This window comes from Streptomyces sp. NPDC005435, from assembly GCF_040703155.1.
Lineage (GTDB): Bacteria > Actinomycetota > Actinomycetes > Streptomycetales > Streptomycetaceae > Streptomyces.
In genome coordinates this window covers 46,867-72,178 of record NZ_JBEXEQ010000020.1, presented here as the reverse complement: position 1 = coordinate 72,178, position 25,312 = coordinate 46,867, and the positions used below count along the sequence as shown (strand labels likewise).

The 25,312-nt window shown below is 72.5% G+C and carries 19 protein-coding genes; 7 read left to right on the top strand and 12 right to left on the bottom strand.

Annotated elements, in window-relative coordinates; translation table 11 throughout:
* Window positions 1-4 precede the first annotated feature (4 nt).
* A complete protein-coding gene (locus AB0898_RS24495; protein WP_366805097.1) occupies window positions 5-1,423 on the top strand; it encodes a GH39 family glycosyl hydrolase in 1,419 nt (472 codons plus the stop codon).
* A 35-nt stretch (window positions 1,424-1,458) separates the two neighbouring features.
* Here AB0898_RS24495 and AB0898_RS24490 read toward each other — a convergent pair whose 3' ends face one another.
* The 5 genes from AB0898_RS24490 to AB0898_RS24470 all read right to left on the bottom strand — a co-directional run bounded on the left by AB0898_RS24490 (window position 1,459) and on the right by AB0898_RS24470 (window position 8,654).
* Window positions 1,459-5,259, bottom strand: a complete 3,801-nt coding sequence (locus tag AB0898_RS24490) for a lipopolysaccharide biosynthesis protein (RefSeq protein ID WP_366805096.1) — start codon at window positions 5,257-5,259, stop codon at window positions 1,459-1,461.
* Window positions 5,252-6,052 (bottom strand): polysaccharide deacetylase family protein, encoded by an 801-nt coding sequence (locus AB0898_RS24485; protein ID WP_366805095.1) that lies wholly within the window; start codon window positions 6,050-6,052, stop codon window positions 5,252-5,254. Before AB0898_RS24485 ends, AB0898_RS24490 begins: the two co-directional genes overlap by 8 nt.
* Window positions 6,049-7,095, bottom strand: a complete 1,047-nt coding sequence (locus tag AB0898_RS24480; RefSeq protein ID WP_366805093.1) for a glycosyltransferase family 2 protein — start codon at window positions 7,093-7,095, stop codon at window positions 6,049-6,051. The genes AB0898_RS24485 and AB0898_RS24480 overlap by 4 nt, the downstream gene beginning before the upstream one ends.
* Window positions 7,092-7,913: a glycosyltransferase family 2 protein gene (locus AB0898_RS24475; protein WP_366805092.1), complete on the bottom strand. Its 822-nt coding sequence runs from the start codon at window positions 7,911-7,913 to the stop codon at window positions 7,092-7,094. Before AB0898_RS24475 ends, AB0898_RS24480 begins: the two co-directional genes overlap by 4 nt.
* Before the next feature lie 390 nt (window positions 7,914-8,303).
* Window positions 8,304-8,654, bottom strand: a complete 351-nt coding sequence (locus AB0898_RS24470; RefSeq protein WP_366805091.1) for a hypothetical protein — start codon at window positions 8,652-8,654, stop codon at window positions 8,304-8,306.
* Between the two features lie 343 nt (window positions 8,655-8,997).
* Between AB0898_RS24470 and AB0898_RS24465 the strand changes: the two genes are divergently transcribed.
* Window positions 8,998-9,792, top strand: a complete 795-nt coding sequence (locus tag AB0898_RS24465; protein WP_366805090.1) for an SGNH/GDSL hydrolase family protein — start codon at window positions 8,998-9,000, stop codon at window positions 9,790-9,792.
* 58 nt (window positions 9,793-9,850) lie between these two features.
* On the opposite strand, the gene AB0898_RS24460 is transcribed toward AB0898_RS24465, so the two are convergent.
* From AB0898_RS24460 to AB0898_RS24445, 4 genes are all read right to left on the bottom strand, one after another.
* Complete coding sequence (locus AB0898_RS24460) at window positions 9,851-11,458, bottom strand: serine/threonine-protein kinase (RefSeq protein ID WP_366805089.1); 1,608 nt, start codon at window positions 11,456-11,458, stop codon at window positions 9,851-9,853.
* 27 nt (window positions 11,459-11,485) lie between these two features.
* Entirely contained in the window at window positions 11,486-13,258 is a 1,773-nt protein-coding gene (locus tag AB0898_RS24455; RefSeq protein WP_407078397.1) for a sulfite exporter TauE/SafE family protein, read from the bottom strand.
* Window positions 13,258-14,850 (bottom strand): tetratricopeptide repeat protein, encoded by a 1,593-nt coding sequence (locus AB0898_RS24450; protein ID WP_366805087.1) that lies wholly within the window; start codon window positions 14,848-14,850, stop codon window positions 13,258-13,260. The genes AB0898_RS24455 and AB0898_RS24450 overlap by 1 nt, the downstream gene beginning before the upstream one ends.
* A gap of 85 nt (window positions 14,851-14,935) precedes the next feature.
* Window positions 14,936-16,474, bottom strand: coding sequence for a DUF4331 domain-containing protein (locus tag AB0898_RS24445; RefSeq protein WP_366805086.1), 1,539 nt, complete (start codon window positions 16,472-16,474; stop codon window positions 14,936-14,938).
* A 217-nt stretch (window positions 16,475-16,691) separates the two neighbouring features.
* Between AB0898_RS24445 and AB0898_RS24440 the strand changes: the two genes are divergently transcribed.
* The 3 genes from AB0898_RS24440 to AB0898_RS24430 all read left to right on the top strand — a co-directional run bounded on the left by AB0898_RS24440 (window position 16,692) and on the right by AB0898_RS24430 (window position 18,439).
* Entirely contained in the window at window positions 16,692-17,234 is a 543-nt protein-coding gene (locus AB0898_RS24440; protein ID WP_366805084.1) for a sigma-70 family RNA polymerase sigma factor, read from the top strand.
* A complete protein-coding gene (locus AB0898_RS24435; protein ID WP_366805083.1) occupies window positions 17,231-18,043 on the top strand; it encodes an anti-sigma factor in 813 nt (270 codons plus the stop codon). Before AB0898_RS24440 ends, AB0898_RS24435 begins: the two co-directional genes overlap by 4 nt.
* A 126-nt stretch (window positions 18,044-18,169) precedes the next feature.
* Complete coding sequence (locus tag AB0898_RS24430) at window positions 18,170-18,439, top strand: hypothetical protein (protein ID WP_037802194.1); 270 nt, start codon at window positions 18,170-18,172, stop codon at window positions 18,437-18,439.
* Between the two features lie 255 nt (window positions 18,440-18,694).
* On the opposite strand, the gene AB0898_RS24425 is transcribed toward AB0898_RS24430, so the two are convergent.
* From AB0898_RS24425 to hmgA, 3 genes are all read right to left on the bottom strand, one after another.
* Complete coding sequence (locus tag AB0898_RS24425; protein ID WP_366805082.1) at window positions 18,695-19,846, bottom strand: type ISP restriction/modification enzyme; 1,152 nt, start codon at window positions 19,844-19,846, stop codon at window positions 18,695-18,697.
* 75 nt (window positions 19,847-19,921) lie between these two features.
* Window positions 19,922-20,671 carry a GntR family transcriptional regulator gene (locus tag AB0898_RS24420; protein ID WP_366805081.1) on the bottom strand — a complete coding sequence of 250 codons (750 nt, stop codon included), beginning with the start codon at window positions 20,669-20,671 and terminating at the stop codon, window positions 19,922-19,924.
* Window positions 20,672-20,736: 65 nt separating this feature from the next.
* A complete protein-coding gene (gene hmgA / locus AB0898_RS24415) occupies window positions 20,737-22,074 on the bottom strand; it encodes a homogentisate 1,2-dioxygenase (protein WP_366805080.1) in 1,338 nt (445 codons plus the stop codon).
* Between the two features lie 123 nt (window positions 22,075-22,197).
* Between hmgA and AB0898_RS24410 the strand changes: the two genes are divergently transcribed.
* Together AB0898_RS24410 and AB0898_RS24405 are read left to right on the top strand one after the other, a co-directional pair.
* Window positions 22,198-22,812, top strand: coding sequence for a TetR/AcrR family transcriptional regulator (locus AB0898_RS24410; protein WP_366805161.1), 615 nt, complete (start codon window positions 22,198-22,200; stop codon window positions 22,810-22,812).
* A gap of 145 nt (window positions 22,813-22,957) precedes the next feature.
* The gene (locus AB0898_RS24405) at window positions 22,958-25,204 is read left to right on the top strand and encodes a molybdopterin oxidoreductase family protein (protein WP_366805079.1); all 2,247 of its coding nucleotides are present in this window, start codon (window positions 22,958-22,960) and stop codon (window positions 25,202-25,204) included.
* Window positions 25,205-25,312 lie beyond the last annotated feature (108 nt).

Genomic DNA, 25,312 nt, shown 5'->3' with positions numbered 1-25,312 from the left:
TCTGATGGCACGTCATGGGTGGTACACGGGGGATCGGCGGTGGCGGCTCACCGCGCTGCTCGGCGCGGGCGTGCTCGCCCTCGCCCTGGTGGTGACCCTGCTGAACACGCTCCCCGGGCGTGGCGCGGACACCTCCGGCACCTCGCGCGACGGCGACCGCGTGCACGGCACGCCCGCCACCCCGGCCGGACGTCCCCGGCCGTCCGTGGGCTGGGGCTTCACCCACACCCAGTACAGCGCCGACCGGGGCGGCGCGGCCACCCGGCGCGTCGAGAAGCTGCTCGCGGACGACGGGGGCCTGCCCCAGGACCAGGCCATCATGGGCTGGGGTGCCGACAACCCCGAGCCGGTGAAGGGGCGTTACGACTTCGGCGCGCTCGACCGCCGCATCGACTTCGTCCGCGCCTCCCACGGCACGCCCGTGATCACGCTGTGCTGCTCGCCGGACTGGATGAAGGGCGGCGACGCCGGCGCGGGCCGCACCGACTGGAGCCAGTCCGCCCTGGAGACCGCGCCCACCCCGGACCACTACGAGGACTTCGCCCGCCTCGCCGCCACCGTCGCCCGCCGCTACCCCGACGTACGCCACTTCGTCGTGTGGAACGAGTTCAAGGGCTTCTGGAACGACTCCGAGGGCCGCTGGGACTACGAGGGCTACACCAAGATGTACAACCTCGTCTACCGGGCCCTGAAGAAGGTGAACCCCGACATCATGGTCGGCGGCCCCTACCTGGTGATGGACAGCGTCGGCACCGGACAGCAGCACGCCTCCGACACCCTGCGCGGCCCCTGGGGCGCCATGGACCAGCGGGTCCTGGACGCCTTCGCCTACTGGAACGGCCACAAGGCGGGCGCCGACTTCGTGGTCGTGGACGGCTCCAGCTACACCAACGACGAGAAGTTCCTCCCCGACGAGTTCGCCGCCACCGCCAAGTTCACCGCCGTCGGCGCATGGCTGCGCGGCCAGACCCACGGCCTGCCGCTGTGGTGGGCCGAGTACTACGTCGAGCCCGCCGACGCCGACGACCGGCGCGAGGGCTGGTCCGAGGACCACCGGCTCGCCGTCCACGCCACCGCCCTGATCGGCATGGCCGAGGGCGGCGCCGAATCCGCCTTCTACTGGAACCCCGAGAAGAAGAGCGGCACCGACTGCGCGGGCTGCCTGTGGACCCCGACCAGCGAGGCGGACGGCGGCCGCGCCCTGCCCATGTACGGCCTGCTGTCCCGCTTCCACACGGCCTTCCCGCCCGGCACCCGGTACGAGACGGTCTCCGTCGCCCGCGACGACCGGCCCAACGTACGGGTCCTCGCCAGCGACCGGACGCTCCTGGTCGTCAACACCCTGAGCCGGCCGATCAGCGCCGAAGTGGACGGCCGGCGGTTCGCGATGGGCGCCTACGAGGTGAAGTGGCTGAAGCGCTGAGCCACTTCACGTCGCAGGACCCCTCAACGCATCGCTCAGCTCATCGTCACGAACCGCTGCACCAGCGCCGCCAGGAACACCGCGAGCAGCGGCAGCGAGAACCAGAACCCCGTCTGCAGCAACCGCAGTTGGCGCACGCTCGGCCGCATCGCGACCCGTACGGCCTCCCGCGCGGTCAGCAGCAGGATCAGCAGCACGGCCGCGAGGGCGCCCACCACCGACCACGGCGTCCAGGTGACCTGCGGCCCGATCGGCCCGGGGTCCGGCTCCGGCACCGCGCCCGCGGGCCGCTCGCGCAGCGCGTACACCGTCACGTCGTCGTTGACCAGGACCCGCCGCAGCTCCCGCCGCGCGTCCAGGTTGGCCAGCAGCCGGGGCTCCCAGCTCGCCGAGTAGCCCGAGTCCAGCTCCAGATAGCGGGTCTGGCTCTCGTTGACCATCAGATACGAGTTCGGGCCCGCGTCCTTGAGCGCCGTCACCAGACCGGACACCAGCACCGGGTCGGGCGGCGCCAGGGTCGGCAGATAGTTCACCCGCTCCATGTCCCGCGCACCCCACGGCAGCGCCGGAGTCACGTCGTTCACCGGGTCGTTGCTCAGCCACAGCAGCCGTACGGTCGGCTCGTCGTGGGCGTACACCCAGTTCATCGCCGCGACCTCGCCCGGCCGGGTCCGCTCGAAGGTCTCGTTGCCCCAACGGGCCACCAGGAAGCCGCCGATCAGCAGCAGACCGGCGAGCAGCGCGGCAAGCGGCGCGAGGCTCGCCCGGTCCTTCTCCCGCTCCTCGGCGGTGGCACCGGTGCGCGGGAAGAGGGCGAGCGCACCGAGCAGGGCCGCACCCGGCAGCGCGAACATGAAGACGCGCAGCGCCATCTCGCCGCCGTACGACTGCATTCCGAAGCCGAGGAACGGCACGAAGGCCAGCACCAGCAACGAGCGCTCGCGGTACCGGTGTTCACGTCTGCGCCACCAGCCCCAGCAGGCAAGGGCCAGCACCGAGCCGGCCAGCAGCACGCGGGTGTAGAGGACCAGCTTGTGCGTCGAACTCCCGCCCTGGATACGGCCGGAGACCGAGCTGGAGACATTGCCGCCGACCCCGCCGAGACCGCCGAAGAGGTCGTCGAAGTGCCCGGACCAGTACGGCTCCGCCATGAAACCGAGCCACGCCACGACGACCACGCCGAACAGCAGCGGCAGACCGCGCAGTTCACACCGGCCCAGGACGACGAGGACGGCGACCACGCCGAGCATCACGAACGGGGTCAGCTGGTGGGCCGGGACGCTCGCCGCGAACAGACCGGTCAACACCAGCAGCAGCACGGCACGTTGACGGCGGTCGGTGGGCTCCACCTCGGCCTCGCCGGGGCGCAGCCGCGTCCAGATCACATGCGGAGGGCGGAACCACACCAGCAGGATCGCCGCGAACGCCAGATACAGCAGATAGGTGAAGCCCTGCGGGGAGAAGTAGTCCTGACCCACCCAGCCGGCCAGGACGAAGATCCACACTCCGGTCCACTTGGCCCGCCAGCTCGCCCGCAGCGACCGGGTCAGCAGGAACATCGGCGCCAGATAGGCGAGTTGGATGGCGGTCGGCCACCAACGGATGACCTCCGTCAGATCGCTCACCCCGCACGCCCGCGCCGCGAACGCCGTCACCGCGAAGAAGCCCGGCCAGCTCCAGCGGGCGTCCAGGTCGGGCACGGCGGAACCGGTGCGGTCGATGTAGTCGAGGAAGCCCAGATGCTGCCACGCCGTGGGGAAGCGCGGCTCGCTCTCGATCACCGCGGGCAGCGCGTGCAGGCTGATCACCGTCGCGAGCAGGGTGATCAGCAGCAGCGCCCGGTGTTCCCGGCGCAGCCAGAGCAGCGCGGCGAACACCGTCACCAGCAGCGCGGCCCCGGCCAGCGTCGGCAGCGGCAGCACGGAGACGAGCCCGAGCCCGCCCATCGCGTCCAGGTCGGCGTCGTCCAGGCGGAGCGCGGGCACCCAGTAGAGGAGCAGCGCGGCGACGAGGAGGCAGCCGAGGAGGAGGCCGGAGCGGGTGGGGGTGCGGCGGGGGCGGGGGCCGGGTTCGAGGCCGGGGTCGCCGTCCGCCGTGCCGGGCGTCCTGGGCGCTCGTTCCGCCTGGTCGGCGGGGGTGTGCTCGGGGGTGGTCGGATCGGGGGTGGTGGTCTCCGGCCGGCTCGGTCCGGGCCCGCCGTCCGGCCGATTCGGTCCGGGCCCGCCGTCCGGCAGTGCCGCCCCGAACGGCGCGTCCAGCTCCGCGTGCCGTTCCGGCGGCACCGGCGTACCCCCCGGCGGTGTCCCCGGCCCCGGCCGTACGTCCGGCCGTCGCTCCACGTGGTCGAAGTCCACCCGCACCCCGAGGGCGACCGTGTCCTGGTCCCGCGCCCAGCTCGGACTCCGGCGGCGTGCCGTGCCCACGGTCCTGGCCTCGCGGGTGCCCAGGTCGGCGAGGTCGCCGTCGGGGCCGGTCGCGGGGGGAGCGTCCCGCGGTCCGGAGCGGATCGTCCGCCACAGCTTCGGCGCCGCGATGGCCACGATCACCGCGAGGCTGGAGATCTCCGCGACACCCGCGCCGGTCAGCCCCATCCGGGGCAGGAGCACCAGCGTGAGCCCCAGCACCAGGGCGCACAACAGCCCCTGGAGCCAGGCGAGTCCGGCGGTACGGCTCTGCGCGCGCAGCACCGCGAAGTACGTCTCCATGACGACCCGCAGCACCGCGCCGACCGCGAACCAGCGCAGCAGCGGGGTCGCCGCGTCCGCGTAGCCCGGGCCGAAGACGCCCAGGATCCAGGGGGCGCCGACGAACAGCACCGTCGCGATCGGCAGCATGATCCGCGCCATCCGCTTGAGCGCCGCGCGGGTGTTGGCCGCGAGCCGGGCCGGGTCGTGCGAGCCCTCCACGGTCAGCGAGGCGCCCATGTTGATGGCGAGCAGATTGGTCGTGCCGCCGATGGTGGTCGTGATGTAGAAGTACGCGTTGTCCTCGCTGCTGACCTGCGAGGCGATGATCACCGGGACCAGGTAGACCACCGCGAGGGAGAACAGCGAGCCGGTGTAGTCGCCGGCCAGGAACCGGCCGATCTCCCGCAGCGACGGGGGACTGGCGTGCCCCTTCGTCGCCTCGACGTGCCGGGGCACCAGGCGCCGGAACACCAGCCAGCCCAGCGGCACCACCGAGGTGGCGATGGCCGCGACCCAGGACACGAAGACACCGGCGGCCGGGATCGCCACCGCGAACGCCACCAGCAGCCCCAGCTTCACCGCCGAGAAGACCGTGTTGCCCACCGGCACCCACGGCGCGCTGCGCAGCCCGGTCAGCACCCCGTCCTGGAGCGTGAGCAGGTTCCAGGCGACGACGGCCGCGATGAAGCCGAGCCCGTTCACCGTGCCGTGCAGGAACCGGTAGGAGGGCCCCCACTCGTTCAGCGTCAGCAGGAACACGACCGCCGCGAGCGACACGATGAGTGAACTGCCCGCGTATGTACGGAGGATGAGGCGCCCGGTGTGCCGTCCCGCGACCGGGATGAAGCGGGCGAGCGCGCCCGTGAGCGTCACCGCCGTGAGCCCGGCGAGCAGTTTCATCGCGGCGATCGCGGCCGAGCCCTGCCCGACGGCCGACTCGGAGTAGTAGCGCGCCGCGGCCAGCCAGAAGCCGAGCCCCAGGACGGCGGAGATGCCGGTGTTGAGCATCAGCGCGTAGGCGTTGCGGAACAGCGGACTGCCGCCGCCCCCGCCTCGCATGCCCGGCAGACGCAGCCGTCTGCCCGGCCGCTCGGGCGGCCCGGCGTCGGGCGCGGCGGGCTCGGTCGTGGTGGTCGTCGTGTCAGACACGGGAGCTGATGGCCTTCCGGCGGACCTGGCGTGCTCTTCGGACGAGTGCGTAACCCTTGGTGAGCGCCCGGTCCTTGGCGAAGTGCCGGGCGATCGACCGCCCTTGGACCAGCTGCTCGAACTCCTCGACGCCGGTGGTGCGGCGCACGGTGACGCGCCGCAGGGCATAGGGGCCCTGGGCGCGCCGGGCGAGCGTGTTGCCGACGGCGAGTGCCTGGGCGTACCCGGCCGCCCGCACGGCACGGCGCACCCGGCGGTCGGAGTAGCCGTACGGATAGGCGAACGACCGTGGCCGCACGCCCAGTTCGCCGGTGACGATGTCGGTGCTGCGGGCCAGCTCCCATTCCAGCGCGGTGTCGTCGAGCTGGTCGAGCTGCGGATGGCTGTGGCTGTGGCCTCCGATCTCGACCCCGGCGTCCGCCAGCGCCCGCACCTGGTCCCAGTCGAGCATGGTGTCCAGGGAACCCCCGGTGTCGTACCGCCCCCTGACCCAGCCGGTGGAGACGAACACCGTGGCCGGGAAGCCGTGTTGGGCGAGGACGGGCAGGGCGTGCCGGTGCACGCCCTCGTAGCCGTCGTCGAAGGTGATCAGCACCGGGCGGCGGGGGAGCGGGCGGCGCAGGCGCCAGTGTTCCGCGAGCGCGGCCGTGGTGAGCGGGGTCAGCCCCAAGTCACCGATGAGCGCCATCTGTTCGGCGAACGCCTCGGGTGCGACCGACAGCATCCGGGTGGCCGCGTTCGGCGCGGCGGCGACCGCGTGGTACATGAGAACCGGTACGGCCGCCTCGCTCATTCCCCCGCCTCCTTCGCCCCCGGCGCCGCCGTGATCTCTGCCCCGATCGGGGCCACGGAGAACGCCGGGGCACCTCTGCGGGCCCGTACGCTGCCGATCGCGTAGCCGCCGGCGGCCGTGAGCACGCCCGCGACGATCGCGCCCGCGCGGCCCGCGCCGCCCGACCTGCCGAGCAGCGCGTCCCGCAGTCCGCGCACCACCCCGACGGGCAACACCCGTGTCGTATACCGGCGTTCGGACTCCAGGCCCTTGCCGGCGCCGACGCTGCGGGCCACCAGTGCCTTCGACAGGCCCTCCGCGTAGGTGCGGGTGCGGAAGTAGGCGAAGCGCTCGCGGGCCTTCGGCACCCGGTGGTGGATCACCGCGCGGTCGTCGACGAGCAGCACGGCGTCCGGGCGGGCCCGGCTGAGCCGGATGCACAGCTCCGTCTCCTCGCAGCCCAGCGGGCGGCGGTCGCCGTCGCGGCCGATGCCGGTGGCGAAGCCGCCCGCCGCCTCGAACGCCGTGCGCCGGAAGGAGGCGTTGCCGCCGAGGACGTTGCGCACCCGGACCCGGCCGGGCGCCAGGCCCCGGTAACTGCAGCCGACGACCCAGTCGAACTCCTTCGGGAACCAGGCGGGGCGCCGGCCCGACGCCCACACCGGGACCGTACGGCCGCCGACCGCCAGGACGCGCGGGTCGGCGTACCCCTCGGCGAAGTGGCGCAGCCAGTGCCGTTCGGCCACGGCGTCGTCGTCCAGGAAGGCGACGACCTCACCGTGCGAGGCGGCGATGCCGGTGTTGCGGCCCGACGAGAGGCCGCGCGGACCGGCGTTGGCGAGCACGCGCACGGGACCGAGGCCGGAGGCGTCCGCCGGACCGGCGTCCTCGTCCTTGAACTCCCTTGCCAGCCGCTCCAGTAGCGCCGGATTGTGGTCCACGACGAGGAGCGTCTCCAGCGCCGGGTACGACTGCGCCCGTACCGAGGAGACCGCCGCGAGGATGTCCTCCCAGCGGTCCTCGGTGTACGCGCAGATCACGACGGAGATGCCGGGATCTCTCAAGACACCTCTCCCCGGACGGCGTTCGCGAGCGCGGCGGCCCGGCGCTCGCGGCGCAGGGCACGGCGGTTGGACCGCTCCTGGAGGATGACGCGGAGCACCCGCAGCCCGTCGCGCACGGCCCGCAGATTGCTGGCGCCGTGGATGCGCAGATACTCGTGGCTCGGGATCTCCTGCACCCTGAGGCCCGCCTTGACCACTCTGATGTTCATCAGGGTCTCGACCTCGAAGCCGGTGCAGTCGAGGTCGATCTTGTCCAGGCAGTGCCGCCAGAAGGCGTTGTAGCCGTAGCACAGGTCGGTGTAGCGGGCGCCGAACTTGCGGTTGACGACCGTGCACAGCGCCCAGTTGCCCAGCCGGCGGATCAGGGTCATGTCATCGGTGCCGCCGCCGTTGGCGAAGCGCGAGCCCTTGGCGAAGTCCGCGCCGGAGACCAGCGCGGAGACGTACGACACGATCTCGTTGCCGTCGGCCGAGCCGTCCGCGTCGACCATCACGATGATGTCGCCGGAGCAGGCCTCGAAGCCGCTGATCAGGGCATCCCCCTTGCCCTTGCCGCGCTGCCCGACGACCTTGACGCCGGGCCACAGCGAACGCGCCACCTCCACGGTGTCGTCGGTGGAGTTGCCGTCGACCAGGACCACTTCATGGATCCAGTCCGGAAGGGTCTTGAAGACGTACGGCAGGTTTTCCGCCTCGTTCATGGCGGGAATCACCACGCTGACCGGCGGAGTGATCGCCAGATGCGAGGAGATGGGCCGATAGGAGCCCGCGACCACGGGCTCGGGGCCCGGACTGGACATGGGCAGAACGGAACTCATGACGGTGTGATCCCTCTCGTCCGGTGGACCGCCCGCCCCTGGGCGGCCCGGCTCTGTGTCCGGTTCGAAAGGGGGGTCCTCATCCCCGGCACGGCGAAGTGGTCCTGTCCGTGTACGAGGACGAGCTGGCAAAGCTGCCGGTCTGCCGACGTGCGGGCAGCCGGTCGCGCGGCCCGGCCCGGTCACCTGAATCGGCCACCGGACACGGCACCCCCCTACCGCGCCCCGCTCCGGAACGTCGCGGTCCTGAGCCCTCCCCTGAACCGTGTGCGACGGGCCGATGCGGGTGAGATGTACGACGGTATTGACGATTGAACCTGAATGGCAAGGCCTGGACTTGGCCTCACGTTTTTGTTGGTCTGTCCGTTACACAACTTTGGCCCACGTTCCTCATTCCGGCAGCCGTTTCGCCGAACTCGCCTTCATACGACGGAAGATGACCAGAAAGAGCAGCAGACTCAGACCGGTCACGGCTACGATCCCGCCCCGCACCGACCAGCGGTGCAGGGCGAGCATGGCCTGCGCCACGAGCATGTCGAGGACGACCGCCCCCGCGAGTGCGGCGACGAGCCGGCCGTAGGTGTCGAGCCCGCGCAGGGCGAGCCAGACCGCCCCGGCGGGCGCGGCCAGCAGGAAGAACAGGGTCGTCGGACCGCGCAACGGCGCGTCCGCGTCGGTGAGCGCCAGCAGCGCGCCGCACACGGCGACGGCCGTGGTGGCGCCCGCGAGCAGTGAACTCACGTTTCCCGATGATGACTTGACAGAAATTGACCGCATGGGCCGACTTGCCCCCCGACGCGCCGGATGCCGGGCTTCAATGTGTCCCAGCCGTGTGCGGGCCGTCAAGACGGCCCAGTTTCGTATGCGCGTTCCCGTGACGGGTGTGAACTCCGCGCCGGAACCGCTCATGTGATGTTCCGTCAACACACCTGTAAAGCCTGCGCAATATGTGGGGCCGTGAAGTTCCTGGGCCGGTTCTGTCGAGAGATAGTTGAGAGCCAAATAGTTTTGGCATGAACACTTCCGATCAACGCGCGTAGCCGGTACCACAGTTGCGGCAGAGATCCTGCTAAAGGGAGGTTCCATGAGACGTACCCGACTTGCGGCATACGTGACTTCACTCCTCCTCGCCACCGGCCTCGGGATGGCCGGAGCCGGACAGGCCCAGGCCGCCGGTGGCGGCTACGTGGCTCTCGGCGACTCCTACTCCTCCGGAGTCGGCTCGGGCAGCTACATCAGCTCCAGCGGTGACTGCGACCGCAGCACCAAGGCGTACCCCTACCTCTGGAACGCCGCGCACAGCCCGTCCTCGTTCGCCTTCAACGCCTGCTCCGGCGCGCGCACCGACGACGTGCTCGCAGGTCAGCTCGGCTCGCTCAACTCGTCGACCGCACTGGTGTCCATCACCATCGGCGGCAACGACGCCGGCTTCGCCGACGTCATGACCACCTGCGTCATCCAGTCCGACAGCACCTGCCTGTCCCGCATCAACACCGCGCGGGCGTACATCGACTCCACGCTCCCCGGCAAGCTCGACGCCGTCTACAACCAGATCAGCGCCCGCGCCCCGTCCGCCCGGGTCGTCGTCATCGGCTACCCCCGCTTCTACCTCCTCGGGCAGAGCTGCCTCGGCCTCTCCGAGACCAAGCGGACCGCCATCAACGCCGCCTCCGACTACATCGACAGCGCCATCCAGAAGCGCGCCCAGGCCCACGGGTTCGTCTTCGGCGACGTCCGCAACACGTTCTCCGGCCACGAGATCTGCTCCGGCGACTCCTGGCTGCACAGCGTCGACTGGCTCGACATCGGCGAGTCCTACCACCCCACCGCCGCCGGGCAGTCCGGCGGCTACCTCCCCGTCCTGAACAGCGCGGCCTGACACCCACGGGTGAATCCGGCCCTGACACCGGCCCCTCGTCAGGGTGAGTTACGCATCGTCAGGGTGAGTACGAAGCCGAAGCGGAGGCCCCGTCCGACGGGGTCTCCGTCGTCGTCTTCCGGCACGTCACCGAGAACGGCACCTGATTCGATCCGGCCTTCACCGGCGAGCGCACCTCCACGCCGATCGTGTTCTCGATCGTCCCGCTGTCCGACCAGGTCGTCACGGTCACCCGCACCCGCTTGGTCCGCTCCCCGCCCTCCGCGAACGACAGCGTCCGCCAGCCGTCGTCCGGCAGCGAGCCGTGACCGAGCCGCCAGCGGTACTCCACCTGGGCGGGCACCCGCCCCACCGTGAACGTCGCCGTGAACGTGGGCGCGTCGGCCTCCGGCGGCGGACAGGTGTCGTCGTACTCCGTGTGTTCCCCCGCCACCGTGACGTGCACGGACTGCGCGGGTGTGCTCGCCGCACTGCTGGTGCGGGCGGGAGGTGGTGCGGCGGTCTTCGTGTGCCGGGTGGGGGAACGGGTCGTGGTGCTGCTGGTGGGGCTCGCGCTGGACTTGCCCTCGTCGCCCTTTTTCCCGTTTCCGCTGTTCAGGAGGGCGTACGTCAGGCCGGTCATCGCGAGGACGAGGGCGAGGACGCCTGCGATCAGGGCGACCCGCGCGCCTCGGGTGGTGGCCGGCGCGGCGGCCTGCTGGGGCCGGGTGTCCGCTCCCGTGTGCGGGGTCGCGGGCAGGGGCGGTGTGGGTGTGGGCGGCTGCGGGGTCCAGGCGGTGGGGGAGTACGGGACGGTGGGCGGCGTGTCGGTACGAGGCGTGCCCCCTGCGGCTACGAGGCGCAGGTCCTGCTCGGCGCGGCCGGCGGAGATGCGGTCGGCCGGGTCCTTGCGCAGCAGCCCCTCGATGACCGGCGCGAGCGGGCCGGCCCGGCGGGGCTCCGGCAGCTCGTCCTCCACCACCGAGCGCAGCGTGTTCAGCGGAGTGTCCCGGCGGAACGGCGAGCCGCCCTCGACGGCCGCGTACAGCAGCACGCCCAGCGACCACAGGTCCGACTCCGGGCCCGGCGTACGGCCCAACGCCCGCTCCGGGGGCAGGAATTCGGGCGAGCCGATGACCTCGCCCGTCATGGTGATGGCGGAGCTGCCCTCCACCGTGGCGATGCCGAAGTCGGTCAGCACGACCCGGCCGTCGTCGGCGAGCAGTACGTTCGCCGGCTTCACGTCCCGGTGCAGCACCCCGGCGATGTGCGCGGCGCGCAGCGCGGCCAGCACCTCGGCGCCGATCCGTGCCGCGCGGTCCGGGGGCAGCGGGCCGTCTGCCTCCAGCGCGTCCGCGAGCGAGCGGCCGCGCACCAGCTCCATCACGATCCAGGGGCGGCCGCCCTCCATCGCCACGTCGTACACCGTGACCACGTTGCGGTGCGAGATACGGGCCGCCGCCCACGCCTCGCGCTCCAGCCTGGCGTACATCCGCTCCACGTCGGAGGCGGGCAGCCCCGCCGGGGCCCGCACCTCCTTGACGGCCACGTCACGGTGCAGCACCTCGTCACGGGCGCGCCACACCGTGCCCATCCCGCCCTGGCCCAGCGGGGACAGCAGACGGTAGCGGCCCGCGATCAAGCGGTCGCGTCCCGGTTCCTCTGACACGGGCGCCCCCCACGGCATCTCGCGCGATTCCTCCCCAAAAGTAGCTCAGCCCAGGGCTGTTGCGACCCCCTTGAGCATCAATCCGGCGCCGAGAGCGACGACGGTGAGGGCGGAGGCGAGCGGAAGGGAGCGGCGGACCAGCCCCGTCAGGGGGTGCGCGGTGCGGCGCGGGTGACGGTCGAGGACCCGGTTCACCCGTGAGCCCAGCCGGACGACCGCGAAACCCGCCGCCGTCAGCGTCAGCGCGAGGCCGGCGCCGTAGGCGACCACCAGCAGCAGGCCGAACCAGGCGTGGCCCAGCGCTGCCGCGCCGACCAGCACGACGACCGCGGAGGGGCTGGGGACGAGGCCACCGGCGAAGCCGAGCAGGATCGTGCCGCGGAGGGTGGGGGCGGTGGGGTGGGAGTGGGTGTGGCCGTTGTGGGTGTGGACGAGGGAGTGGGGGTGGTGGTCGTGTACATGGGCGCCGGCCACATGTGTTCCGGCCACATGTGTTCCGCCCACGTGTGTTCCGTTCACGTGGTGCTCCTGCACATGGTGTTCGTGCACATGGCGTTCATGCACATGGGGCTCATGCACATGGTGCTCGGCCCGAGTGTGTTCGTGCCCCGCGCCCACCAGGGCCAACGGCCGGGACTCCACGTGCTGACGGGTGTGCGGGTGCGGGTGTTCGTGACCGTGCTCGTGCCCATGGTCATGCCCGTGCGCGTGTGCGTGTCCGTGCTCATGGCCGTGCTCGTGCTCGTGTCCGTGCCCATGGCTGTGCTCATGCCCGTGTGCCGCGAGTCGTCGCACCCGCCACGCCCGCCGTACCAGCGTCGCCCCCGCCACCAGCACGAGCGCGCCGCTCGCCACACCCAGCCAGGCGATCACCGAAGGGGCGGCGGCGGAGCCCGCCGTGACCAGGACGCCGAGGGCGACCACGCCGAGGGTGTGGGTGACGGTCACCGAGGCGGCGAGGGGGAGTACGTCCCGCATCCGGGCCCGGCCGCCCCGCGCGGCGGCGGCCGCGGCCATCATGGTCTTGCCGTGTCCCGGGGCGAGCGCGTGCATCGCGCCGAGCACGACCGCGATGAGCAGGGCCAGCGCGGCGAAGCCGGCCGTGAGGTGGTGGCGGGCGACGAGGTTGTTCAGGGCCTGGGTCCAGCGGTCCGCGCCGCGTGGCAGCACCGAGGCGGCGGGCGCGTCCCGCTCCGCCGACAGGGCCGCGCCGCCGGGCCGTACCGTCAGCCGGGCGGTGGAGGTGTCGGCGGGCGAGGAGAGCAACTGGGCCGGATACCGGGTGAGTTCATGGGAGACCGACTTCTCCGGCACGTCGGAGCCGGTCAGCGTCATACGGTCGCCCCGTGCGGTGATCTCCCGCCAGCCGGGCCCCGAGGACACCCCCGCGCTGTGGAAGCCGACGGTCAGCGTCGCGCCCTTGGGCAGCGGGGCCCGCTCCGCGCACTCCACGCGCAGGGTGTCGAGCCCCGCCTGCCCGGGCCGCAGCCGCGCCGTGGCCGAGGTGACGGTGAGCGCGACGGGCCGCCCGCCGACGGTGAGTTCGCTGCCCCGCGCCGCTTGCGCGCACCGCTGCCGGGCCCACTTCGCCGTGCCGAGCCGTTCGAGGTCGGGCTTGGCCTGCGTCGCCGGGATCTCCGCCAGGTCCTCCACGTGCGTGACGCGCAGCTCGCCGGGGGCAGCCACGAGACCGTCGTAGTGGTTGACGGTGAAGTTGCCGAGCGGGTGCGCGCTCGCGGCCGTCGCCGGGCCGAGCGCGAGGGCGCAGGCGCCGGTGAGGACGGCGGCGGCGAGGGTCAACGGGCGGCGGAACGAGATCACTTGGTGGCCTCCAGTGCCTTGCGGGCCGTGGCGGCGCCGAGCGGGGAGAAGCCGGGGTTGAGCTTGAGCGCGGACTTCAGCGAGGCGCGGCCGTCGCTCTTGTGGCCCGTGGCCAGCTCGATCATGCCGCGGTGGTAGCGGAAGAGGGCGTTGTGGTAGCCGGTCGCCGTGGCGCGGCGGGCGTACGGCAGGGCCTCGCGGTCGTGGCCGTTGACGTGCAGCGCCCAGGCCAGCGCGTCCGCCGTGTGCACGGTGTGGCGGCGAGCCCACTCGGCGCGGGCCGCGCGCAGGGCGGCCTTCTTGTCGCCGTGGTCGGCGGCCGCCAGCGCGGTGTCGAGGTCGGCGTCCACGCCGTTGGCGCGGGCGATCCTGATCCACGCCTCGACCAACGCGTACTGCTCGTGGGCGCGTTCACGGTCGCCGGCCGCGCCGCGCGCCTCGTACAGCTCGCCGAGCTCGACCAGCGGGCCGGGCAGCGGGTAGCGCGAGACCACGAGTTCCATGCCCTTGATCGCCTCGGCCCGGTCCCCGCTCGCCGCCTGGGCGCGGGCGCGGCCCTCCAGCGCGGGGAGGTAGTTCTCGTCGGCGGCGAGCGCGCGGGCGTAGTAGGTGAGGGCGGACTTGTAGTCGCCCTGGTTCCAGGCGAGTTGGCCGAGCTGGGCGGCCACGTAGGCGATGTCGCCCTTCGAGGTGGCCGCGCCGAGCGCCTGCTCCAGCACGCGCCGGGCCGCCGGTACCTCGCCGCGCAGCTCGCGGACGTAGGCGAACCGCGTGAACACCGGTACGCCCGGCTTGCGGGTGTCGGCGGTGTCGGCGGCGCGGGACGCCTCGCCGTACCGGCCGAGTTCCACCAGCGCGTCGATACGGGAGGACAACGCGCGTTCGCTGTACGGGTTTTCGGCGAGCGCCCGGTCGGCGTTCGTGAGCGCGCCCTTGAAGTCGTGCCGTGCGGCGGCGAGGGCCGCCTGTCCGGCCAGCGCCTGGTCACTGTGCGGGGACAGCGACAGGGAACGCTTCAGCGCGGCCTGCGCCTGCGGGTACCGGGCCGGGTCGCCCTTGGTCCGCGCCTGTTCCACATAGGCGAGCCCCAGAGTGGCCCAGCCGTCGGAATCCCTTGGCTGCGCCTTGAGATGAGCCTGCAGGGCGGCGATCGCCGCGTCCGGGTCGCCGCTCGCCAGCGCCCCCGGATCGACGGCCGCCGACACGGACATGGCGGCCACCGGCGCCTTGTCCCGCACGGCGCCGACCGCGATGGCGCCCCCGGTGAGCGCGACGGCGAGCAGCGCGGCGATCCCGGCGCGCTGTGCGACCCGCCGGCCGCTGCGGGGCGCGGCGACGGGGTCGGTGCCGACGGGGCGGGTGGCGGCGGGGTGAGCGGCGCCCTCGTCCGGCGGCAGCGCGCCCTCGGGTTCGTACCCAGCGGCCGTCTGAGGTACGGCAGTTGCCCCGGCCCCCTCGGTCACCCGCGGCCCCCCGCCACTCACGGTCTCCTCCTCGGTCGTCAACTCCCCTTCAACCGGGGTCGTTTCCTCGGTCGCTTCGTCGGAGGCCGCTTCGTCGGAGGTCGTTTCGTTCGTGCGCGGGGTCATGCCCTCTCCAAGGTCGCCGGACGGGGTCGAAAGAGGTGGGCGCGGTCCGCCGTGGGGGAGTGTGCGGACCGCGCCCGGTCGGGATTTAGTACGGGCGCTGCATACGGCGGCGCCACCAGCCGAACGCGGTGCCGATCAGCAGGACTCCGGCCGCACCCGCGGCCGCCGAACCGGCGATCAGGACCGTGTTGTTCGAGCCGCCGGAGGAGGAGGCGGGCTGGAGCGCGTCACCGAGGGCGCTGCGGACGTCGGCGCCGGCGGTCGTGCCCTTGGCGAGCTTGCCGCGCGAACCGGCCGTGGGCTCGGCGACGTACGGGAAGTACTTCTCGAACTTCTTGTCGTTCTTGTCGACCGCGTCACCCAAGTCGTTCTTGGAACCGACCAGTTCGCCCTCGACGACCTGAAGCGCCTCGTCCACGACGTCGTCGGTGAGCCGGCGGCCGTTCGGGAAGCCCGCGTTGTCCCCGTCGAGCACGCCGAGCCGCTTGGGGTGCATGGCCGGCTTGATGGAGGTGTTCAGCCGCAGCTGCTCCGAAGGCGTCACGTTCGGCGGCTGGTTGAGCCCCTTGACGCCCTTGAGGAACACGTCGACCAGGTCGTTGCGCGGCTCGGCCGGCGCCTTGATCTTGTAGATGCCCTCGATCAGCTTGGGCAGCTCGGGGTTGGTGACGTTCTTCAGGAACTGCGCGTCGTAGGCGGGCTGGGACGCGTTGAAGCGGTCCTTGTCCTTCTGCGGGTTGACGACCTCGTTGACGAGCGGGTTGCCGAGGCGCGAGACCTGCGTGAAGTAGCCCTGGGCGTTGCGCCGTTGGGTGGTGGACCAGATGCCGACGACCGGCTGGTCGGCGGACTGGCGGATCAGGCTGTTGGGCACCTGGAGGGCGATCGTGTTGACGTTGTAGCCCTTGAGGGTGTCCCGCCCGACCTCGGTGAGGTTGCCGCCGTAGAGCAGGTCGAAGACGCGCAGGTCCAGGAAGAACGGGTCGTCGGCCTGGCCCGCGAACGTCGCCGCCCCGGACGCGGACTTCTGGATCGCCTGCTCACGCAGCTTCGCGTACTCGGGCATGGACGCCTTGCCCACGTTCGACGGCGCCACCGGAGCGTTGCGGACCATCTTCGACTTCGACACGACGTGATGGTTCTTCGACCGGATCACTTCGATGTCGTACGTCTGTGTCACGTTCAGGTCGGGATCGTCCAGGCTGGTGACCGGACCGGTGTTGTAGAGGAACGTGTTCCCGTTCTTCGTGTGCGTCTTGAACGTGTACCGGAACGTCAGGTCGTCCTGCGCGTCACCGTTGCTGTCGATGTGGATGTCGTACTGCGCGTCGTCCGCGAACGTGTAGAAGTTCGGGCCGCCCGCGGGGTCCTCGAACGGGATCCAGTTCGCCACGATCGTCGTCGTGTCCGGCTTGTCCGGGCTGACGAACGCGTACAGGTCGGTGTTGTCGTACTGCGGGGTGCCCGAGATCAGCGGGGCCTCGCGGTGCGAGGAGGCGGAGGCCGCCCCGGGTGCCAGTGCGGCGGTACCGGCGGCCGCGAGCCCGCCGGCGGCCAGCGCGCCGCAGATGAGCGGTATCAGGCCCGTGCGCCTTGTGCCGCTCCTGGAGAAGAGAGGTGTCATGCCATCCGTCCTCAGTGCCAACTTGCCTTGACGGACGGGTATACGGAGCGGAGCGGGCTTTCGGATTGGCCGCCGGCGAATTTTCTTTTCCTTCTTCTCGACCCGCGTTTTCGGGCCGCGGATCCGTATCATCCGCCGGAGGTGTGCGCTCGTGCGGATGCGTGGGGTCACGGGCGGCTCCGGCTGCGGCCGGGGGCGCCAGGTGAGGGGGGCCCGGATGGAGGCGGACCGGCTTCTGGTGCGCGTGGCCGGCGGTGACCAGCAGGCCTTCGAAGAGCTGTACGCGCTGGTGTCCGGGCCGGTGTTCGGACTGGTCCGGCGTGTCGTGCGCGATCCCGCGCAGTCCGAGGAGGTCGTGCAGGACGTGCTGCTGGAACTGTGGCGCTCCGCAACGCGGTTCGATCCCGCCCGGGGCAACGCGCTCTCCTGGATCCTCACCCTCGCCCACCGCCGCGCCGTCGACCGGGTGCGCAGCGCCCGCGCGGCCGGGGAACGTGAGCAGCGCGAGGCCCTGCGCGCCGGGGAACCCGCCTTCGACCACGTCTCCGAGGAGGTCGAGGCCGCACTGGAACGCGAGTCGGTACGCCGCTGCCTGGACCGGCTCACCACGCTCCAGCGCCAGTCCGTCACCCTCGCCTACTACGACGGCTACACCTACCGCGAGGTCGCCGAACGCCTCTCGCTGCCCCTCGGCACCGTCAAGACCCGGATGCGCGACGGCCTCATCCGGCTGCGCCAGTGCCTGGGAGGTGCCGCGTGAGCCTCCTCGGCCGGCTGCTGCGCCGCGACGACCCGCACTCCCTCGCCGCGCCCTACGCGCTCGACGCCCTCGAACCCGGCGAACGGCGCCGCTTCGAGCGGCACCTCGCCTCCTGCGACCGGTGCGCCACCGAGACCCGCGCCCTCGCCGACGACGTGGTGCGGCTCGCCTGGTCCACCGCCGCCGTCCCGCCGCCCGACGCCCTGCGCGAGCGGGTGTTCGCCGCCGTCCGCGTCACCCCGCAGGAACACGTTTCCGCCCCACATGTCCGCAAGCGGGTCGCCCAGCTGCCGCCACATGTGTGGGGAGCACAGCCGCCCCCGGCCCGCCGCACGCGCCCGCTGCTGGTGCCGTTCGCCACGGTGACCGCCGCGGCCGCACTCGTCGTGGCCTCCCTCTTCGCGGTCCAGGCGAACCGCGCCGAGGACCGGCTCGCCGCCGAGCAGGCGCGGTCGCGTGAGATCGCCCACGTCCTGGCCGCGCCCGACGCCCGCGCGGCCGGCGGCAAGAACGCGCGCGGGCGCGGCATGGCCGTGATCGCCTCCGCCTCGGAGGGGCGGGCCGTCGTCACGCTGAGCGGTTACGGCACCCCGTCCGGGGGCCGCGTGCATCAGCTGTGGCTCGTGCGCCCCCACGCACAACCGCGCTCCCTCGGCCTCCTCGCGGGCGACACGCCCTTGGTCGCCAAGGGACTCGACAAGTCCTCGGCGTCACTGGCGGTGACGGTCGAGCCGGACGGCGGCTCGGCGCGCCCCACTGGCCAGCCCATTGTCCAACTCACCCTGAAATCGGTCGGATTCGGAGAGTAGTCAAAGCGGGATGATCAACCACCTTGTGGGGAAGGTGAATCCCGTGGCCGAGATACACGTGGGCCCAACCGGGACGATAGGGTTACCCTGCCCGGGCCGGGTGGATTCGTACGGGTGGGGAGTGACATGGAACAGATAACGATGCGCAGCAGGGCCAGGGTTCCTGCGATCACCTGCGGCAGCAGCGCGAGCAGTTCGCGCCTCGACCGTCATCTCTCGGTGCTGGCGGGCCCCGCCATCCCGCAGCAGAAGACGGCCGAAGCGACCTCGCTGATGCGCGAGCTGACCGCACGCGACACGGTGCACCGTCGCAGCGACCGGGGTGCGCGCGTCCGCCGCGTCTCTCTCTTCGCCCCCCTGCGCCGCCTGCGGCGCTCCCTCTTCGGCAGCCACTGACCGGACACCGGACCGCACCGGGGCTCTCTTCGAGCCCGCCCCGCGCGTCCGGTTCCGGCCCGCGTCCCTGTCGTCCCACGCTCAGGCCGTCACGCCGTCCCGGCATCACGCCGCGCTCCGCCGTCCGTCATTCCCACGGCGCGCTGCGCGGCGAACCGGCGTGCGGGCCTGGGCGTTTCCATGTCCGGCGCGGGCGCGTGTCCCGCGGGTACGTGTCCTGCGGGTACGTGTCCCGCGAGCGCGGGGAAGCCGCTGTCAGAGCAGCGCGAACTGTCCCTCGGGACCCTCTTCCTGGTGATCCAGGACCGAAGCGGGCCGGCGCACGGAGGACGGAGGTGGAAGCACCCCCACCCGGTGCAGTTCCGTCGCCGTGAGCGGTGACGTCACCTTCAACTCCGCTCGCGCCGGGGCGATTTCCGACAGCAGCGCCAGCACGGTGATCAGCTCCAGCAGCTCCGAGGTCCAGGGCTGCTGCCAGGACACGGGCCGGATCGCCGAGAGGGTGCCCGGCACCCCCGGGGCCGTGCGGGCCGCGAACCAGGCCTCCAGGGTGCGGACTTCGGAGACCTCGTGCTCCCAGGCCGAGAGCGGCACGGGGGAGACGCGCCCCTCGTCCAGGCACAGGGTCTCGGTGTCGGCGTCGTAGCTCAAGGAAGTCGGCTGGGCGGGCAACGGTGCGCGGACGTAAGGGCGTCGGCCGCCGGGCAGCTTGGGACGGTCACCGTCGCGGCGCATCAGCCAGAGCATCCGGCGGCCCAACTCCACCCCGTGTGACCAGACTTCCGCGTCCCCGGTGAGCGGGACGGTACGGTCGGGCCGGATCGCGGCCAGCGTCCACGCCACGACGTCCTCCGGCGCGGGCCGGACGCCCAGCACCCGCGCCAGCTGGTCCAACAGGCCCGGCGCCAGGTTGGGTTCGGAGCCGCCGGGGCGCCGGTACAGCGGGCGGATGCGCCCGCCCGGCAGCGTGGGCGGCAGCGACGTCGCCAGAAGGGCGTCGCCGGCCGTCTCCACCACGAACACCTGGTGCGCGTCCGCCACCCGCCACAGCTCCGGACGCGCCGCGTCGAGCAGCCGGTGGTCCGGGATCAGCCACCGCTCGTCGAACGGCGCCGCCAGCACCCGTACCGGCTCCGCACACGGCCCCGAGGCACGCGCCAGCCGCTCGGTACCGGCCGGATGCCCCGGCAACTGCGACACCGCCGACCTCGGTGACCGCGCCCGCGTCACCTCGAACAGCCCCTCGCGCTCCGCCCCTTCGGCCGCCAGCAGCTCCACCCAGCGCGCCCTCAGCGAGCCCGCGTCGGGCGCCGTCGGCCACCCCCGGCCCGGCCGCAGCGGTGCGACGGACCACGGCATGAGGTCCGCCAGCGGCGGAGCGTCGTCGTCGTACGTCACGCCCGGCATCGTACGACCTGTCCGTCCCCCGTACCCGGGGACCAGCCACACCCGCTCACGCCGGGCCCGCCCCCGCCCCCGCCCTCACGTCGCGTCCAGCGTCACCGTGAACGAGAACCGGTCCCCCCGATAGTGGATGACCGCCACGTCCAGCACCCGTCCCCGCGCGTCGTACGTGATGCCCGTGTAGTGCAGGATCGGGCTCAGGAGCGGGACTTGGAGCAGCCGGGCCGTCTCCGGGTCGGCGAGGCGGGCCTCCACCGTGTCCGTGATGCGGCTGATCTCGGCCCCCGCGACGTCGCGCAGCACCTTCGTCATCGGGTGGCGGGCGAGGTCGGCGGGGTCGATGCGGGCGGCCAGTTCGGGGCGGACGTGGTTGACGGCGTGGTTGGTGGGCTCGCCGGTGGTCTCGTCGCCGCGCAGGCGGTGGTAGACGGCGACCTCGGTGAGGCTGGGGAAGTACTCCGTGAGGGCCGTCGGCACGGGGACACGGCGGTGGTCGAGGAGTTCGGTGGTCATGCCGGACTGCTGGGCCACGATCGCGTCGACCGAGCCCAGCAGCCGGACCGGGGTCCCGCGCCGGGCGTCGGGTTCGATGAAGGTGCCGCGGCGGCGGTGGCGGCTGATCAGGCCCTCGTCCTCCAGCTCCTTGAGGGCCTGCCGCATGGTCAGCACGCTCACTCCGTAGTGCCGCGCGAGGTCCTCCTCGGTGGGCAGGCGCAGCGGGTCCTGGGGCGAGCGGCCGAGGATGGAGGCGCGCAGCGACTGCGACACCTGATACCAGAGCGGCAGCTTGCGGTTCAGGACGATCGAATCCGGAGCGAAAGAGGTCACGCGGCTATCCGTACCTGTCGGAGAGGATCAGCGCAATGGAGTGGCCAGGACGGGTCAGGGCGAGGTCAGGGCGCCCTGAAGTGCCGCTCCAGCCCCTGCCACACATCGTCGTAGCGCCGCTGGAGATGGTCCGCTCCGGCCGCGTGCGGGGTGAGCGTGACCGGCCAGCGCGTCTCGAACATGAAGGCCAGACCGTCGTCGATCCGCTGCGGCCGCAGCTCCGCCGCGCTCGCCTTCTCGAAGGTCTCCCGGTCCGGGCCGTGCGCCGACATCATGTTGTGCAGCGAGCCGCCGCCCGGCACGAAGCCCTCCGCCTTCGCGTCGTAGGCGCCCTCGACCAGGCCCATGTACTCGCTCATCACGTTCCGGTGGAAGTACGGCGGCCGGAAGGTGTCCTCGCCCACCAGCCAGCGCGGCGCGAACACCACGAAGTCCACGCCGGCCAGCCCCGGGGTGTCCGACGGCGAGGTCAGCACCGTGAAGATCGACGGGTCCGGGTGGTCGTAGGAGATGGTGCCGATCACATTGAACCGGCGCAGGTCATAGGTGTACGGCACATAGTTGCCGTGCCAGGCGACCACGTCGAGCGGGGAGTGGTCGTACGTGGCCGTCCAGAGGTTGCCGCAGAACTTGTTCACCACCTCCACCGGACCCGTCTCGTCCTCGTACGCCGCGACGGGCGCCCGGAAGTCGCGCGGGTTGGCGAGACCGTTGGCGCCGATGGGGCCGAGGTCCGGGAGGCGGAACGGCGCACCATAGTTCTCGCACACATATCCCCGGGCGGCCTGGCGCCCCCCGCCGTCGGACTCGGTGTCCAGCAGCTCCACACGGAAGCGCACCCCACGCGGGATGAGCGCCACATGTCCGGGCTCCACATGGAGCCGCCCGAACTCGGTGTGGAGCAGCAGCCCGCCCCGCTCCGGCACGATCAGCAGCTCGCCGTCCGCGTCCGAGAAGACGCGCTCCATGGAGGAGTCGGCGTGGTAGAGGTGCACGGCCATGCCGGTGCGCTGGGTCGCGTCGCCGTTGCCGCCGAGCGTCCACAGGCCGGCGAGGAAGTCGGTCCCGGCGGGCGGCTCGGGCAGCGGGTTCCAGCGCAGCCGGTTCGGGTCCGGCACGGTCTCGGTGAAGGGCGCCGTACGGAGCGCGCCGTTGCCGGTGCGGGTGAACTCCGGGTGCGCGGCGGAGGGGCGGATGCGATACAGCCAGGAGCGGCGGTTGTGCGCGCGGGGCTCGGTGAACGCCGTACCGCTCAGCTGCTCCGCGTACAGCCCGAGCGGCGCGCGCTGCGGGGAGTTGCGACCCTCGGGCAGCGCGCCCGGCACCGCCTCCGAGGCGTGTTCGTTGCCGAACCCGGTGAGATACGACAGTGCCTCGGCGGTCTTCCGCGCGTCCGCGCCCATGATCGCTCCCTCGCGCCCGGGACGCGCTCCGTCGGCCGCCCCATTCCTCTGCATCACCGTAGGAATGAGCGCGCCCCGGCGCAAGGGGGCGCGCTTCACCAGAACCCCGTGGCGAGGCATCATGTGGCCGTGCCCCATGCGACATCGCTCCGCCGCGCGCCCGTCCAGCGGCGCAGCGCCGAACGGCTGACCCGAATCCTCGACGCCTGCGCCGCACTCCTCGACGAGGTCGGCTACGACGCGCTGAGCACCCGCGCCGTGGCCGAACGCGCCGGAGTCCCCATCGGCTCCGTCTACCGCTTCTTCGGCAACAAGCGCCAGATGGCCGGCGCCCTCGCCCTGCGCAACCTCAACCGCTACACCGAGCGCGTCACCGGGCGGCTGGAGCAGACCCGCAAGGGCGACTGGCGGGCGGCGATGGACGTGGTCCTGGACGAGTACCTGAGCATGAAGCGCACCGCGCCCGGCTTCGGCCTCGTCGACTTCGGCAACCAGATACCGGTCGGCACCCGCCAGTCGGCGCCCAACACCCGGGTCGCGGACCGGTTCACCGACCTGCTCTCCGGCCATCTGGGCCGCACCCCGGACGACGAGCTGCGCCGGGTCTTCCTGGTGGCCGTGGAGAGCGCCGACACCCTCGTCCAGCTCGCGTTCCGGATGGACCCGCGCGGGGACGCCGCGATCATCGCCGAGACGCGGGAGCTGCTGCGGGCCTATCTGAGCCGCGTACTGGACTGAACCGGCCGGTCTCGCGCACGGGTCTCCCCACCATGCCAACCGGTCGGTATGCTCGCCCCCAGCCCGTCGGCCAGGTCCAGGTCCAGCGTTCAGGTCCGCGTCCAGGCTCCGGGAGGCAGCGCCGCCGACCCCTCCGGGAGGACCCGTGTCCCGCACCGCCCTGCGCATCTGCCCTCTGTGCGAGGCCACGTGCGGACTGACCCTCACCATCGAGGGCGCCCGCGTCATCGGCGCCCGGGGAGACCGGGAGGACGTCTTCAGCAAGGGGTTCATCTGCCCCAAGGGCGCCGCCTTCGGCGCCCTGGACGCCGACCCCGACCGGCTGCGCACCCCGCTCGTCCGGGTCAACGGCGAGCTGCGCGAGGCCACTTGGGAGGAAGCCTTCGAGGCGGTCGCCGCCGGACTGCGCCCGGTCGCGGAGCGGTACGGGCGCGACGCGGTCGGCGTGGTCCTCGGCAACCCCAACGTGCACACCGTGGCGGGCGGCCTCTACCCGTCCGTGCTGATCGGCGCGCTGCGCACCCGCTCCGTGTTCACCGCCTCCACGGTCGACCAGATGCCCAAGCACGTCTCCAGCGGCCTCCTCTTCGGCGACCCGAACGCCATCCCGGTACCCGACCTCGACCACACCGACCATCTGCTGCTCATCGGCGCCAACCCCCTGGAATCCAACGGGAGTCTGTGCACCGCCCCCGACTTCCCCGGAAAACTCAAGGCACTTCGCGCCCGCGGCGGACACCTCACCGTGATCGACCCGCGCCGCACCCGCACCGCCCGCCTCGCCGACCGCCACATCGCCGTGCGCCCCGGCACCGACGCCCTGCTGCTCGCCGCGCTGGCCACCACCCTGTTCGAGGAGAAGCTGACCGACCTCGGCGACCTCGCCGCACACGTCGAAGGACTTCCCGAACTCCGCGAAGCGCTCGGCGACTTCACCCCCGAGGCGGTCTCCGGCGCCTGCGACGTCGACGCCGGCCTCATCCGTGAACTCGCGCGCGAACTCGCCGCCGCCCCGACCGCCGCCGTCTACGCCCGCATCGGCAGCTGCACCGTCCCGCACGGCACCCTGGCCAGCTGGCTCGTGGACGTGCTCAACACCCTCACCGGCAACCTCGACCGCCCCGGCGGAGCCCTCTTCCCGCAGGCCGCCACCGACCGCACGCCCCGCCCCGCCGGCCCCGGGCGCGGCTTCACGCTCGGCCGCTGGCACTCCCGCGTACGGGAACTGCCCGAGGCCAAGGGTGAGTTGCCGCTGTCCGCGCTCGCCGAGGAGATCGACACCGCGACCGTGCAGGGCGAACCGCTGCGCGCCCTCGTCGTGATCGCGGCCAACCCGGTGCTGTCCGCCCCCGACGGCGACCGGCTCGACAAGGCCCTGGAATCACTGGACTTCATGGTCGCCGTCGACCCGTACCTCAACGAGACCTCCCGCCACGCCGACGTCGTCCTGCCCCCGCCCCCGCCCGCGCAGAGCCCCCACCACGACTTCGCCTTCAACACCCTCGCCGTCCGCAACCAGGTCCGCTACAGCCGCCCCGCCGTCCCGCTGGAGCCCGGCCGCATGGCCGAGACCGAGATCCACGCCCGCCTCGTCCTGGCCGCCATGGGAATGCCCGAGGCCGACCCCGGCGCGGTGGACGCCATGGTCGTCGAGCAGACCCTCGCCAAGGCGGTGAAGGAGCCCCACTCCCCGGTCCACGGCCAGGACCCGCACGCACTCGCCGCCCGCCTCACCGGCGACGACGGCCCCGAGCGGCGCCTGGACCTGATGCTGCGCCTCGGCCCCTACGGCGACGGCTTCGGCGCCGACCCGGACGGCCTCACCCTCGCCCGGCTCCTCGCCCACCCGCACGGCATCGACCTCGGCCCGCTGCGCTCCCGTCTGCCCCAGCCGCTCAAGACGGTCAGCGGCAAGGTCGAGCTGCTGCCCGCCCCCATCGCCGCCGACCTGCCCCGGCTCCGCCAGGCCCTGCGCGAGCGGCCCGCCGGACCGGTCCTCGTCGGCCGCCGCCATCTGCGTTCCAACAACAGCTGGCTGCACAACCTCCCCGCCCTCACCGGCGGCACCAACCGCTGCACCCTCCACCTCCACCCCGAGGACGCGGCCCGGCTCGGCGTGCGCGACGGGGAACCCGTACGGGTGAAAGGCGCCGGGGGAGAGGTGACGGCGCCCGCCGAGATCACCGACGGCATCCGGCCCGGCGTGGTGAGCCTCCCGCACGGCTGGGGCCACGACCGCCCCGGCACCCGCCAGGGTCACGCCGCCGCCCAACCCGGCGTCAACGTCAACCAGTTGCTCGACGGCACCCTGCTCGACCCGCTCTCCGGCAACGCCGTTCTCAACGGCATACCCGTCGAGCTGGCCCGCGCGGCCGTCCCCGGACCCCGGTGACCGCCCCGGAACCCCTGGCGGCCGAAAACTAACGCCGCTAGTTTGTTTCCCGGGCCGCCCCGCACCACGCTGGAGCACACGCCGCACGCCGGACCCGCCGGGAGGAAC